General features: G+C 67.5%; 12 protein-coding genes and 1 pseudogene. 10 read left to right on the forward strand and 3 right to left on the reverse strand.

Going from position 1 to position 14502, the window contains the following annotated elements:
- Positions 1-9 precede the first annotated feature (9 nt).
- From I004_RS36430 to I004_RS36450, 9 genes and pseudogenes are all read left to right on the forward strand, one after another.
- Positions 10-351, forward strand: a pseudogene (locus I004_RS36430) (DUF2975 domain-containing protein); the annotation flags it as partial.
- Positions 351-617, forward strand: a complete 267-nt coding sequence (locus I004_RS0127415) for a helix-turn-helix domain-containing protein (RefSeq protein ID WP_028438110.1) — start codon at positions 351-353, stop codon at positions 615-617. The pseudogene I004_RS36430 and the gene I004_RS0127415, both read left to right, overlap by 1 nt.
- A gap of 126 nt (positions 618-743) precedes the next feature.
- On the forward strand, positions 744-1853 hold the full coding sequence (locus tag I004_RS37765) for a mandelate racemase/muconate lactonizing enzyme family protein (protein ID WP_051345506.1): 1110 nt from the start codon (positions 744-746) through the stop codon (positions 1851-1853).
- Between the two features lie 4 nt (positions 1854-1857).
- The gene (locus I004_RS0127425; RefSeq protein WP_028438111.1) at positions 1858-3432 is read left to right on the forward strand and encodes an ABC transporter substrate-binding protein; all 1575 of its coding nucleotides are present in this window, start codon (positions 1858-1860) and stop codon (positions 3430-3432) included.
- Positions 3433-3442: 10 nt separating this feature from the next.
- A complete protein-coding gene (locus I004_RS0127430; RefSeq protein WP_028438112.1) occupies positions 3443-4390 on the forward strand; it encodes an ABC transporter permease in 948 nt (315 codons plus the stop codon).
- Entirely contained in the window at positions 4390-5262 is an 873-nt protein-coding gene (locus I004_RS0127435) for an ABC transporter permease (protein ID WP_028438113.1), read from the forward strand. The genes I004_RS0127430 and I004_RS0127435 overlap by 1 nt, the downstream gene beginning before the upstream one ends.
- Before the next feature lie 55 nt (positions 5263-5317).
- Positions 5318-6061 carry an SDR family oxidoreductase gene (locus I004_RS36440; RefSeq protein WP_037978088.1) on the forward strand — a complete coding sequence of 248 codons (744 nt, stop codon included), beginning with the start codon at positions 5318-5320 and terminating at the stop codon, positions 6059-6061.
- The gene (locus I004_RS36445) at positions 6058-8154 is read left to right on the forward strand and encodes an ABC transporter ATP-binding protein (protein WP_037978090.1); all 2097 of its coding nucleotides are present in this window, start codon (positions 6058-6060) and stop codon (positions 8152-8154) included. The genes I004_RS36440 and I004_RS36445 overlap by 4 nt, the downstream gene beginning before the upstream one ends.
- A gap of 156 nt (positions 8155-8310) precedes the next feature.
- Positions 8311-9573, forward strand: coding sequence for an ROK family protein (locus I004_RS36450; RefSeq protein ID WP_051345507.1), 1263 nt, complete (start codon positions 8311-8313; stop codon positions 9571-9573).
- A gap of 127 nt (positions 9574-9700) precedes the next feature.
- Here I004_RS36450 and I004_RS0127455 read toward each other — a convergent pair whose 3' ends face one another.
- Positions 9701-10084, reverse strand: a complete 384-nt coding sequence (locus I004_RS0127455) for an MFS transporter (protein ID WP_158677120.1) — start codon at positions 10082-10084, stop codon at positions 9701-9703.
- Positions 10085-11007: 923 nt separating this feature from the next.
- On the reverse strand, positions 11008-11526 hold the full coding sequence (locus I004_RS0127460; protein ID WP_028438115.1) for a hypothetical protein: 519 nt from the start codon (positions 11524-11526) through the stop codon (positions 11008-11010).
- Between the two features lie 836 nt (positions 11527-12362).
- Here I004_RS0127460 and I004_RS38605 point away from each other — a divergent pair.
- A complete protein-coding gene (locus I004_RS38605; RefSeq protein ID WP_158677121.1) occupies positions 12363-13253 on the forward strand; it encodes an RICIN domain-containing protein in 891 nt (296 codons plus the stop codon).
- Between the two features lie 435 nt (positions 13254-13688).
- On the opposite strand, the gene I004_RS36455 is transcribed toward I004_RS38605, so the two are convergent.
- Complete coding sequence (locus I004_RS36455; protein WP_051345508.1) at positions 13689-14384, reverse strand: type VII secretion system-associated protein; 696 nt, start codon at positions 14382-14384, stop codon at positions 13689-13691.
- Between the last annotated feature and the right edge of the window lie 118 nt (positions 14385-14502).

Genomic DNA, 14502 nt, shown 5'->3' on the forward strand with positions numbered 1-14502 from the left:
TAACCTTTCACGATCCTGGGCCTGGTCGCGGTCCAGGTCGTGCTGGTCCGCGTATGGCGGCTGGTGACGATGGTGCGACGCGGAACCGTGTTCTCCCACGCCGCCTTCCGGTACGTGCACGTCGTGATCGGCGCGATCGTGGCGGCTGCCCTTTGTGTGGTTCGCGTCACGGCCATCAACGCGCCGGGCCAGCGGGCCGACCCGGGCGTCACCGTCATCGTGGCCGGGATCGGCGTGGCCATCCTGGGGGTCGCGCTCATCGTGCTCGTGCTGCGGACGCTGCCCGCCCAGGCCGTCGCACGCGACGTCGAAGCGTCGCAGATGCAGGCCGAGTTGGACGAGGTGATCTGATGCCGATCACCGTCGACATCGACGTGATGATGGCCAAGCGGAAGATGTCCGTGGGCGAACTCGCGGACCGCGTCGGGATCACCCCCGCCAACCTGGCGGTACTCAAGAACGGCCGCGCCAAGGCGGTGCGCTTCGCAACGCTCGCCGCGCTCTGCGACGTGCTCAAGTGCCAGCCGGGCGACCTGCTGCGCTGGGAGACCGAGGAGCCGTGGGCGGATGACGTGCCCCAGGGCGGGCGCGAAAGGCCTGGCACCACCGGCCCGTAACGAGGACACCTGCTGCCGGCCCCTGCTGCCGGCACAGGAATCCCCGGGATCGGCAAGCTCGGCGCACAACCGTTGACACGTGGGCTGACTTAATTTCTACTGTTTAGCAATCTTCCGGAGGCGCTGATGAGCCGCACGTTGGAGTTGCTGGAGTCCCGCGTCAGCGAGCGGACTCATTGGCATTTCCTGGTTCTCAGGGACGCTGATCACATCGCCGTGGGCGAGTGCTCAGACTCCGGACAGCCCGCGAAGCTGGTGGCCGAGCTGGCCCTGCTCTCTCAAGACTGGCGCGAGCAGGGCCTGTTGACCGAGCACGCGAGCGTCCTCGATGCGCTCGCGCGGCGGGTCGGCGAGCAGGAGCGTCCGGAGGCATTCGTCACGGCGACGCTCATGGGCGGTCTGGAGCAGTTGCTGACCGACCACGCGGCGCAGGCGGCGGGCGTGCCCGTCTGGAAGTGGCTCGGTGGTTCGGCCCCCGACCCGGTGCGCCTCTACGCGAACATCAACCGGGTGCCGGGCGGGCGCGAACCGGCCGACGTGGCGGCAGCGGCGACGCGAGCGGTGACTGCCGGCTTCTCGGCGGTGAAGTGCGCACCGTTCGACGTCGCACTCGAAGATCAGCCGCTGCCCGCCGCCGGGTTGAGCCGGCTCCGGGCGGTCCGCGACGCGGTCGGCGACGACGTCGAACTGAAGGTGGACTGCCACGAGCGGCTCTCCGTTGACGAGATCCACGAGCTTCTGCCTGCGCTCGAAGACCTCGGCATCGGATGGCTCGAGGACGCGGTCGCCATCGAACAGACCGATGACCTCCGGGCGTTGAGGGCTGCCACGACGATCCCGCTGGCGGGCGGCGAGTTCGTCTTCGATCCTGCGGAGGCCCGCATCGCGGTGGCCGAGGGCCTGGTCGACGTGCTGATGCCCGACGTGAAACACGCGGGCGGCATCAAGCGGGTGCTGTCCATGGCACGGAGCGCCCCGGAGCTCGCCATCTCGCCGCACAACCCCTCAGGTCCCGTCGCAACGGCAGCAAGTGCCCAGCTCTTCGCGGTCTGCCCCAACGCCACCGTGCTGGAGAACCAGTTCGGCGAAGCGTCTTGGCGTTCCGAACTCGTCGGGGGCCGCGAACGCATCGCCGACGGCCGGCTGCACCTCGATGACCGTCCGGGCCTCGGCCTGGCCCTCAACTCGAGGCATCCCAGTATCCGAGTCCTGTGGTCCACAACTCTCCAGAGGTAGCGACATGTTCAAGTCCCAGCAATTGTTCCAGCGCGCACTCCCCCGGCGCGGCGCGCTCACCGCAACGGCCCTGCTGACCTGCACCGCGATCGCCTCTTCCGGCTGTCAGTCGGCCGTCGACCAAGAGGGATCGGGGCGCAAGAAGGGAGGCACTTTGACGATCGCTCAAAGTGCCGACATCGCCCCGAACACCTTCCTGTCGCAGAACAACCCGAACTTCACGGTCATCAGGACCGTGTTCAACACCCTGACCGAGTACGACCGCGACACCCTCAAGCCCAAGCCGCAGCTGGCGACCAGTTGGCAGACGTCCGCCGACAACAAGTCCGTCACGGTGCACCTGCGCAAAGGGGTGACCTTCCACTCGGGGCGCGCCTTCACCGCCGATGACGTCGTCTTCACCATCAAGGCGATCAAGCGGGACGATGTTCCGTCGCAGTTCAAGCATGTAGCTCAGGCGATAACCAAGGTGGAGACCGATGGTGATCAGAAGGTCACCCTTCGCATGGACAAACCCGTCTCGAACCTCTTCGACCTGTTCGAGGTCATGCCGATCGTGGACAAGGTCACCTTCGACGACCTCCTGGCCGGGAAGAAGTTCGTCGGGACGGGCCCCTTCAAGGTGGCCGAGTACAACCCGGGCTCCGGGCTGGAGCTGAAGAAGTACGACCGCTACTGGAAGAGCGGACGACCGTTCCTGGACGGGGTCAAGATCAACGTCCAGAGCCAGTCGTCCTCGATGAAGTCCTCCCTCACCTCCGGCCAGAGCCAACTCGCCCTGGACCTCGCGCCGCTCGACACGGCCTCTCTCAAGGGCGACCCCAACTTCAAAGTCATCGCCTCCGATGCCGCTGACGCCGCGTACTACGTCGGCTCCAACGTCAAGATCCCGCCGCTGAACAAGCCGGAGTTCCGCCGGGCCGTCGCCTGGGCCGTCGATCGCGAACGCATCCGCAAGCAGGTGCTCTCCGGCATCGGGCAGACCAGCTCGCTGCCCTGGTCGCCCTCCTCGCCGGCGTTCGACAAGGAGAAGGCCGGCACCTACAAGCGCGACACCAGCAAAGCCGAGAAACTCATCGCCAAGGCAGGCGCCAAGGGCGAGTCGGTGAACATCGTCTTCAACTCCGGACTGCCGACGAACCAGTCCATCGCCGAGATCGTGCAGTTCGACCTCAAGAAGGTCGGCCTGAAGGCGAAGCTCGTACCGCTGCAGGCAGCCGACTTCTACGGAAAGCTCTCCGGTGGCGGCCTGCCCGGCCTATTCGTCAACGTCCACGGTTTCGGCCAGCTGGACCCGGCGACGCTGGTCAAGGGTGCGTTCCCGTTCAACGCCGACAAGAACGCCTCCAACTTCGACTCGGACAAGTACCGCGATCTCGCCGAGAAACTGTGGACGACGCCCGACGGACCCAAGGCCGACGCGGCCTACGACGAGATGAACGACTTCCTGCTGGACCAGCAGTTCGTCAACGACCTGGTGGTCAGCTCACACACGTTCGCGATCTCCACCAAACTCAAGAACCTGAAGTACAACAAGTACGACTACATCGACCTCGACAATGCGTACCTGACGAAGTGAGTACCCCGCGATGCTGAGATACGCCCTGAGGCGACTACCCTCCGCGGTCCTCGTGCTGGCGGTGGCGTCGATGCTGGTCTTCGCGGTCCCCCGCCTCGCGAAGGGCGACGCGGCGATCGTGCTGGCCGGACCCGACGCCAACCCGGCCACGGTCGCCGCGGTACGCCACGACCTCGGCCTGGATCAGTCCGTCGTCATCCAGTACGTGGACTGGATTCGCGGGCTGCTCAGCGGCGATCTGGGAACCTCGTACGTCCGCCGTCAACCGGCGGCCGAGGCCGTGGGTGCCGCACTTGGGCAGACAGTCACGCTGACACTCGGCGCACTCACCGTGGCGATTATCCTCGGTGGCATCGCCGGGATCCTCCTCGGCGTCAGCCGCAACCGGGTGCTGACCAAGGTGGTCGGTGCGCTCGTCTCGCTGGCTTTCGCGCTTCCGCCGTACGTCAGCGGCGTGCTCCTCGTCCTGCTCGTCGCCGTGACGGTCAGAGTGCTGCCCCCGGGCGGCTACATGCCCCTCGCCCAGGATCCCGAGATCGCCGTCCAGTACCTGCTGATGCCAGCGGTGTGCCTCGGCTTGACCGCCACCGCGGTCCTCGCGCGTTTCCTCGCCGCTTCGATCCGGCAGGTTCAGGACGAGGAGTTCATCCGGACCGGCCTGGCGAAGGGTCTGCGGACCCGCCGCCTGGTCTGGGCACACATGATTCCCAACGCACTTCCCCCGGTCTTGACTGTGCTCGGCATCCAGATCGGCCAGCTCCTCGGCGGCGCCATCGTGGTCGAGGCGATCTTCGGCTGGCACGGAATCGGGGACCTGCTTGTGAACTCGGTACTCAACCGCGACTACGTCCTCGTTCAGGACCTGCTGCTCTTCACCGTCGCGGTGTTCGTCGTCGTACAGACCCTGACCGACCTTGCCCATGCCGGTGTAGATCCGCGCGTCCGGCTGGAGGCGTGATGACCGCTACCGCTGTAACCACAACTCCGGCCGCCGCTGTCCCGGTTGGTGCCGAACGCTCCCGCTGGAGCAGGGCGCTGCGCTATTCCGAGACGATCGCCGGAATCACCATCGTCGCGGTGCTCTTCGCTCTCGGCATCCTCGCGCCATGGATAGCGCCGTACGGCGTCGACGCCCAGGGCGGCAGCAACTTCGCCGGGATCAGCCAGGCGCACCTGCTCGGCACCGACGAGTTCGGACGGGACGTCTTCAGCCGGGTCCTGTTCGGCATCCGGCAGGACGTCATCGTCGCCGGTGCGGCCGTGCCCCTCGGCGCCATACTCGGCACCGTCCTCGGCCTCCTGTGCGGGCTCCACCGCGTCGTGGACTCCATCGTCCAGCGGATCTTCGACGTCATGCTTGCCTTCACCGCCCTCGTCCTGGGCGTCGCCGTCTCCGCGACCGCCGTCGGCCCTGGCATGACGGCGATCGTCGTCACCGTGGTCCTCGTCAACGTCCCGATGTTCGGACGGCTGACCCGGTCCGCGGTGCAGGCCCAGCGCGGCCGCGACTACGTGGTGGCCGCCGAGGTCGTCGGCGCGGGACGGGCGCGCGTGCTGCTGCGGCACATCCTTCCCAACGCGCTCGATGCACTGATCGTGCAGGCGGCGCTCAGTCTGTCCATGGCGGTCTTCATAGAGGGCGCGATGAGCTTCGTCGGCATCGGCGTGCGCCCACCAGAGCCCTCACTGGGTGCGCTGCTGCGGACCAGCGCCAACTTCCTCAACCAGAACCAGTGGTACGCGCTGGGCCCCATCATCGTGGTCACCGCACTGGTGTTGGGCTTCAACCTCATCGCCGACGGCCTCAACCGGGGGCTGCTGCGCCGATGAACGCCAACACGAACACGAACAGGCCGTTGCCGGCCGACAGAGGCGGTGGTCCGAGATGGCCGCGCTGAACGGCACCACCAGCATCGTCACCGGCGCGGCCCACGGGATCGGCCATGCGATCGCGTCCCAACTCCAGGAGCTCGGCAGCGAGATCGTCGCCGTCGATATCGACGACGCGATCACCGCCGACGCGTCCTGGCAGGCGGTCGTCGGGGACATCACGGACGCCGCCGTTCAGCAGAGGTGCCTGGACGTGGCCGCGTCCCTGCCCGGTGCACTCAGGGTGCTGGTCAACTGCGCGTTCACCGAAGAGCGTGCCGCCCTGCTCGACAGCACCGACGAAGGCTGGGAACACACCCTGGCCGTCTGTCTGCACGCGCCTGTCGCGCTCAGCCGCCGATTCGCTGCCGCCCTCGGCTCACGTCCCGGCTCCATCGTCAACGTCACCTCCGTCCACGCGTTCGGTGGCGAGCCCACGTTCGGCGCGTATGCCGCGGCCAAGGCGGGACTTGTGGCCTTCACCCGCAACGCGGCGGTCGAGTGGGGACCGCTGGGAATACGCGTCAACGCCGTGGCACCGGGCTTCGTCACAGTCGAACGCAACGCCCCCATCTGGCGCGATCCCACACAGCTGGCAGACATGGAGGCGCGATATCCGCTGCGCCGTGCCGGCCGGCCGGCAGAGGTAGCGCACTGCGTCGCGTTCCTCGCCGGGCCCGACGCCTCGTTCGTCACCGGAACGGTCCTGCCCGTGGACGGTGGACTGCTCGCTCGACTTCCGAAGGACGATCGCTCATGACTGAACCGGTCCTGCAAGTAAGAGACCTCGTCACCCACTTCACCACCGAGCGTGGTGTCGTACGGGCAGTGGGCGGCGTGACGTTCGACGTCCGGGCCGGCGAAACTCTCGCACTCGTCGGCGAGTCCGGCTCGGGCAAGTCCGTGACCGCGATGTCCCTGACGCGCATCGTGCGGCCACCCGGTCGCATCGTCTCCGGCGAAGTCATCTACCAGGGACGCAACTTGCTCGATCTCTCAGACAGCGCCATGCGCCAGGTCCGCGGCGCCGGCATCAGCATGATCTTCCAGGATCCGATGTCGTCCCTCAATCCGGTGATGCGCGTACGCGACCAGCTCGTCGAAGCGATGCTCGCCCACGGCAAGTTCACCGGCGCCCAGGCCCGTTCGCGTGCCCTGGAACTCATGGAACGAGTTGGAATCCCCGATCCCGACGCCAAGCTGGCCGACTACCCCCATGCCTTCTCCGGCGGGATGCGCCAGCGGGTGATGATCGCGATGGCGCTGGCCAACAAGCCGGACGTTATCATCGCCGACGAACCGACCACCGCGCTCGACGTGACCATCCAGGCGCAGATCCTCGAACTGCTGGCCCAGCTCAACCGCGACCTGGGCACCGCGATCGTGCTCATCACCCACAACCTCGGTGTGGTGGCCCGCTCCTGCCAGCGGGTCGCGGTGATGTACGGCGGCCGCATCATCGAACAGGCCCAGGCCGACGAGCTGTTCGCCCAGCCCCGGCACCCCTACACGCGGGCTCTCCTCGCCGCGACACCGCACCTCACCACGTCCCGCCAACTGCCTCTGGTGCCCATCGAGGGACGCCCGCCGGACCTCGTCACCCCGATACTGGGCTGCGCGTACGCGCCGCGCTGCGGTTCAGCGGTGGAGCGGTGCCACGGTGAGCAGCCACCTCTCTTCAGCAAGACGGACAGCCGCCGGGAATGGGCCTGTTGGGTCTCCGGCGAGGACGGCGAACTCCCACGCCTGCACCAGGCGATGCGGGCTGCGGATCATGTCGCAGAGCGCGACGCCGCCGAACCCCTCCTGGACGTAGGCGACTTGGGCAAGACGTTCCCGGTGAAGACGCGTACCGGAGCACTGCGCCGCAGGACCGTCCACGTCAGCGCGGTCGACGGAGTCGACTTCTCGATCGCGCCCGGCGAAACTCTCGGGCTGGTGGGCGAGTCGGGTTGCGGGAAGTCGACACTCGCCAAGACCCTGCTGGGGATACACCCGGCCACCTCGGGAACCATGCGCTTCGACGGCCGGGACGTCGGCGTGCTGCGCGGCCGCGACCTGAAGTGGTATCGCAGCCAGACCCAACTGGTCTTCCAGGATCCGATGTCGTCCCTGAATCCTCGCCTCACCGTCGCGGACGCCATCGGCGAGCCTCTCCTTGTGCATCGGCTCGCCCAGGGTGCCGACGCGAGGAAGCGCGTGGCAGAACTCCTGGACCTCGTGGGCCTGGACCCGGGAGTGGCCTCGCGCTACCCGCACGAGTTCTCCGGCGGCCAGCGGCAGCGCATCGTCATCGCACGCGCTCTCGCTGTGAACCCGCGGCTGCTCGTCTGTGACGAGGCGGTCTCCGCGCTGGACGTATCCCTCCAGGCGCAGATCGTGAACCTGCTCCAGGACCTCCAACGGCGCCTGGGGCTTGCCTACTTGTTCATCGGCCACGACCTCGCGACCGTGCGGCACATCTCGCACCGGATCATGGTGATGTACCTCGGCCAGATCGTCGAATCGGGTCCGTCGGAGGAGATCACGGCGAATCCGCAGCATCCCTACACCGCAAGCCTGCTGTCCGCGGTACCCGAACCAGACCCGGTCCGCGAGCGGTCCCGCGAGCGGATCGTGCTCTCCGGCGACGTCCCGAGTCCGGTCAGCCCGCCTCCTGCCTGCCGGTTCCACACCCGCTGCCCGATCGGGCCCAACGCCAGGCCGGAGCGGACCATCTGCGCGACCGAGCGCCCGCACCTCGCCGAGGTGAGGCCCGGCCAGTACGCCGCGTGCCACTTCCCCGGTGAACTGAGCAGCGAGGGCCTCGACTTGACGCAGACCCCTGTTCTCAGCTCAGGAGAAACGTCATGACGGCACCAACCGCCGGTCAGTTCAGGGGTGTTCCGCCGCACGGCCGGAGCGCTGGAGTTCCCCCTCACGGGCGCGGCCGAAGACACAAGGTTGCGGGAGCGAGTCCGCGCTTGGAAGGGTGCGGTCCCGTGAACCTTGATCTTCTGCGGGGCGACGATGTACTCCGCTGACGCCCACGACCGAAGGTCGTCCGCGCGCCTCGACGGCGGCCCGCTTCCCAAGGTGGCGCGGTCCTTCGGCGCCGGCCCCGAGAGCCTCCGGCGCCGCAACATGGCACTCGTCGCCAGGACCCTTCTGCACCGCGGGGCGCAGGCACGCTCGGAAATCGCCCAGGCCACGTCACTCAGCGCGACGAGCGTCACCAAGATCACCGCACAGATGGCCGGCGCCCGCATGCTGGTGGAACTCTCCGCGGTGGCGGGCGGCGACATAGGGCGTCCCCGCGTCCCCATGGTCCTGGACACCTCCTACCACCGGTTCGCCGGCATCCACATCGGGCTGCGGCGTACGACGGGCGGGCTGCTCGACCTCGCCGGCAACGTCGTCGCAGCACACGCCGTAACCCACCGCGGACGCACACAGACAGCGATCCTCGATGAGGCCCGGGACCTCCGCGACCATTTGACGGCACTGGCCGGTGGGCCCGAACGCATCCTGGGAACCGGTGTGGCCACCGGAGGCCGCGTCGACCCGGACGCAGGCGTCGTCGTGGACCACCCGCTGCTCGGCTGGAGGGACGTCCGGCTCGCCGACGAGCTCGGCAGCGATAATCAACCGGTCTTCGTCGACAGCAGCGTCCGGGCCATGGCGCTGGCCGAAACCTACCTGGGGGTCGCCCGCGACACCAGTTCGTCGCTGTTCCTGTTCATCGGCAACATCGTCGGCGCCGGCCTGATGGACAACGGGCGCCTCCGGCTCGGTCACGACGCCGCGGCGGGGACCATCGACCACCTCCCCCTGGGACGCACCGTTGAGGGCACCCGGTGCCGATGTGGACGCAGCGACTGCCTCGCGGCGCTGGCAAGCGACGTCGCCGTGCTGGAACGCGCGCGGCAGGCCGGCATCGTGCCGCCACACGCATCCTTCGAGTCGCTCGTCGCGAAGTCCCGGTCCGGGAGCGCGGACGCCGCGGCGCTGCTCAGAGAGCGGGCGGAGGACGTCGGCATCGCCGCCGGAATCCTCTTGGACCTCCTGGACCCCGTACTGCTCATCCTCGGCGGCGGTCTCCTCCAGACCCCCGAATATCTCGACGCACTCCGCGTCGCGGCGGCCGACCGGCTGAGCCGCCCCGAGGCGGCGGAACGGATCGTGCCGACCGGCCTGGGCGAAGGGTCCCTCATCCGGGGATCGGGCAGCCTGCCGCTGCACGCCTTCTTCTCCGATCCCGTATCGATGCTGCGTACGTCGGCCGGCGGCTGACGGGTCGACAAGCACGGACGACGAACCGGCTCGCACCCGTGGCGCGGAATCGCCGGACTGGCCCAGGCAGGATCTCAGCCCCGCAGCTGAACCACCCGCTGTCCAACATCACAGGGAGACTTCAGTATCAGGCTGAGGGTGAGCCGGTGATCAGCGAGTTGGGTGGCGATTCGGAATCAGTGTCGGCACGCAGGTCGCGCAGCAGCACTGAAGCCGTAACCGCCATCGCGAACGCCACCACGGCGCCGATGGCGGCGCTGAGATGGAAACCTTGGGTGAAGGCGTCGCGGGCGATCTCCAATAGCCGGCTTTCGAGCCCCTCTGGTTGCGCGGCTGCGGCGTTGACCGCGCCGCCGAGGGACTCGCGGACGGCGGCCGTGGCTTCGGAAGATGCGGCTGCTGGCAGGGACTTGTCCACCTGCGTGCGGTAGACGGCCGTGCCGATGCTGCCGAGTAGCGCGACGCCGACGGCCACAACGGCCGGCTTGTGGAGATCAGTTGCCGGCCGCACGGTCGCGCCGTCGAGGGTGCGACCGTGCTGCCCGGGGTGCGCGAGCCCGAGTGCCTGGCAATGTCCAGCCGCAACGTCCAACTGTGCGGGACACGTTGTCCCGCCCGCCGCGTGCCACGCGCAGTCCCGTGCGGTCCTCGCCGCTGTCAGCAGCGGCGTATTCAGCCCCGGGACCGTTCGCCAAGTCGCCATATCCGAACTACTCGCGGAGGAGGGTGCAGAAGTCGACCATGTGGGCGGGGGGCGTGGACCTACGCGGACGGAACGGCTGGCGCAAGCGGTCCTGGTGACCGTAACGAGGGCGCCGAGCAGCGGACGGCGCCCGACCAGGCCATGCCGAGGTCGGGGGCGACCTCGGAGGACGATGGTGAAGACGGCTCCCGCCCCTGCTCCGGCCTGAGAGGCCGCATGTGCTCGGTCATCGGACTGTCTCCCTTCGCATCCGCCACGCACAGCTCGTACAGAATCGACGGCCGATCGCGATACCCCGGGCAGGTGAAGTAGTCGGGCGCCGCAACGCGAGCGAACGATTGCTCACGAACGTTGAAACTGACCCACATTCGGAGCAGCGGCAAGTCAGGTGTGACCGGAAAAAATCACCCTCGATCCGGATTAACTCCGGATCGAGGGTGTTGCCTTCGCGTTTGCCTCACCGTTCCCGTCGCGGTGTCCGGCGGTGACCTCTCGACGCGAGGCGGCTCATCTTCCGCATGCGCTCCTGGACACCAGGTCGGCCCGGTGATCGGTCATGACCCCAGACCCGGTCCGCCAGGCCGTGGTCCATGCGATGCGGTCCGTACTGGGGCACTCGCTGCTCTCGACCAGAGCCTGAGACATGGCATGACGAGGAGCGAGAGCCCCTGTACGCGACCGGGCCGCCGCTCTCGGGGAGGAGGAAGAGCGACGGCCCGTCAGTGGCCGGGTCAGCCGATCGCGGAGATCTTGCCCGCCTTGGTGTCGAACGTGACGTGGACGGTCTTGGGCTTCTTGTAGTTCAGGATGACGTTCAGGTAGGCCTTGTCCCCCTTGGAGCCCTTCCAGTCCATGCCGCCGATAGCGCCGTGGGCCTCTGTCCTCGGAAGACCCTTTGCCCGCATGATCGGGTCGGCATTGTGCCTCTGCGCCCACGCCTTGGCCGCCTTTTCGCAGCGGGCGGTCAGGTGGGCCTCGCGCACGCGCTCGGCCTTGTGCCAATTCCCGTTCTTCAAGGCGTAGATGTACGAGTTGTAGACGTACGCCACCTTCTTCTGCACCTTCTCGGGGGAAACCTTCGTGACCGTGCGACCCTCGACGCGCTTGGACGAGTCCGAGGCGGTGGTGCGCCCGGTCGCGGTCTCTTGCGTGGCGTTGGTGGCCAGCGCCGTACTGGCGACTCCCAGGGACAGGACACCTGCGGTGACACCCGCGATCACGGAGGTCTTGCGTGCAACTCGCTTGGCCATTGTCTCGTTCACCTTGCTTTCTGTCGTTCTCGTTCGCTGTGCGGACCGGGGTCCGCGTGCGCTTGTCGTCTATTGAGGCCGAAGCCCGCCGTCGCCAACCCCGTGGCACCTTGGCCTCCTGCTGAATGAGATACAGCGGCGGGTTCCGCGAGTTGCAGAGGAGGCAGGGATTAGTTGCCGCCCTCCCGGATAAATCCCTTCGCCACGTGCACAGTGGACGTGGCGGTTACCGGGGTGCGTCGGAGGCGATGCGGAAGCCGGTGTTCCCTGCGGAGGAGTCGGGGGTGTTCGCGGAAGAGGTCGCCCTGGCTCACGGACGCGACGACGCCGTCGAACTCGGGGGCGAGATGTTGATCACGTAGGTGTCCATTTTGTCGATAAGGTCGTTGCGGCTGGTGAATTCGCCGTGTCGCAGGACTCGTCGTGTCAGGGCGGAGAAGAACAGCTCGACCTGGTTGAGCCGGGATGCATGCGGTGGCGTCCAGCGCACGTGCCGGCGTGGGTGATCGGCCGGCCATGCCTTGGTCTTCCGTGCGATGTGAGGCGCCGTTGTCCAGCACGACGTGAATGGGCCGGCCGGGGGCGATGATGCGGTCGAGCGTCCGGTATTTTTCCGCAACATGCGGGCCATTCCCCGGACTAATAATCGAGTCGGCCAGCTCCACCTCCGCACATAAGACCGCTCTGGTTTACTTTGAAGAATATTTGTGCTCGGGGGGCACCGTCTGTGGTCCGGCTCAACACGTCTCTCGACACCCGACTCGGGAAGCGACACTCTCCGAAGTGATCTGCCGCACCCACATTTCGCCGGAGAACGGCCACGAGAGGATGCAATGTTGAGTGACTCGCAGCAGGAGAACGCAAAACGGCGCTTGCGTGCCCGGATCATCGATGCCCTGACCTCGACATCACGTCAACCAGGTGAGCGCTCCCGTACGGCAGTCAAGATCGCGGGTGCCATCGCTGTCCTCGCCCTCGTTGCGGGCGGCGCGCTGGGAGTTGGCGCCTGGCGCAGTTACCACAGCGGCAACGACTCCAAGGACGCGGCAGATTCGTCAAAGACGCATTCGCACTCCCCATCGGCGAGCGCCAGTAAGTCGCCCGCTGAGTCGTCGGACCCGTCCCACGGCCAAGAGCACTCGCAGTCACCCGAGGACGGGGGAGCAGGCGGGAAGACGGCCGATGGGTCGGTGACCTCACTTCTGCCTGATAAATCGGGGGACGAGAACTCGCCGAAGTCTGTCGGAGGGAAGCGGCAGGGGCTGTCACATGTTCTCATGCAGAACGCGGCCACCAGAAAGTGCGCGGGGACCACGTCCGGTAGCCAAAAGAAGTCCGACACCGTTGAGCAGTCGAGTTGCCACCGGTCCGGCGGCGGAGGTCAGGCGTGGAATATGAGCGTGGCCCAGGCCAATAAGGCCCCGAACGGGCACGACCTCATCACCATTCAAAACGCCGGTTCAGACAGGTGCATGGATCTGCCGCACCACGGGGCGGCATCCGAGAAAGCCGCGGTGCAGGGCAGCAAGTGCAACACGAGCACCCATGACAATCAGCTCTGGTGGGTGGACCCGCAGAAGGACGGAAAACAGTTGATTCGCAACTACGCGAGCCATTCGTCCTGCCTCCAGACGCCTGACGTCAAGAAGGCCAAAGAAGCGGGACTGCCGCTCCACGTGGGAAGCTGCGCCGTAGGCCACAAGAACCGCTGGGTTTTCGCCCGCTGAAAGCAATCGTCATCCGCCGTGTGCCATGAGCGGCAGCAAGCCACCACCCCGCCAACAGCGCAGGCCACCGCCCGATGAAGAACACCGACCGCCGTTGCGGCGGTCTCGTCGTCCTGGCATTCGGCGTAGACAACGCGGGAGTAGTCATCGATGACGGTATGGACGAAGCAAGTCCCCACGGCCGGCCGGTAGTTGCCGCCGTAGCGTCCGGTGCCCTCTGTGTCCCTCCCGGATGCCCTCGAGGCACTGGCCGACACGATCCGCCGCGCCATCGTGGGCGTACTGGCGGACTGAACCGGGCCGGGGGCTTTGCAGGCACCGCCGGGGTCCAACGGGCCGGGGCCGCAGGCCGGCTGAACCGGTTCAGCTGCCTGTTGCGCCGGGCCGTCGGCAATGCCCTTACCCCCTACCGTCCGCTCCTGTTCGGCGATCCGCTCATGTCGCCTCCTGCCCCCCGGGCACGCCGCGGAGCACGTCCCTCTCGATGAGCAGTGCCACCGGCGCCGAGGAGCTGAGGAACAGCACCTCCTCGTCGTCCCCCAACCGCTCCAACAGCCCCTGCATCGGCATCACTTCGTGCGGAGGCAGCTTGTCCGCGTCCAGTTCTGGGGAGGTGGAGAAGATCGCGACGGCGGGTACGCCCTCGGGGGTCTCGTCCACGGCAGGCTCCCCCTCGTCGTCCACGCACACGGCGACATCGGCGTCCGCGAGGGCGCGGACGAGGTCCTCTTCAGGACCGTAGCCCGTGGCGGCCAACTGGGCGGCCTTGTCAGCGGGGCCGACCGGCTCGGACCATCCCAGCCTCTCGGGCGAGGGGCGGTATTCGTCGTTCCGCTCCCATTCGACGATCTCCCCGTTCTCGTCGGTGCGCCAGCGTCCGAGCGTGGCCCAAGAGGGCGGCTCCTGGCCGTCCTCGCCGCTCCACTGCTGGTCGACGACGTTGAGCCAGTGGCCGGGCGCCAGCTTCGCCGCCTCGACTATGCCCTCGGGCGGCGGCGGGAAGCCCGGTTCACCGGGGCGTACGAGCCTGGGCGGCTGCTCCTGGGCACCCTCTTCCGTGGTGCGGTCCTCCGCCTGCGAGTCTGGCTCGTCGGGTGACGTGGAATCCTGGTTCTCCGGGGGAGTCGACATCTGTGCTCTCCATTTTCCGCGATGCGCTGTGCTGTGTGCGTTGCCGGTTCTGTTGTCCGGTCTCCACGCTCCGAGTCCGGCCTGTGGTTGGACGGCTCGGAGCTTCCTCACCCGTCGG

The organism is Streptomyces sp. TAA486 (genome assembly GCF_000426165.1).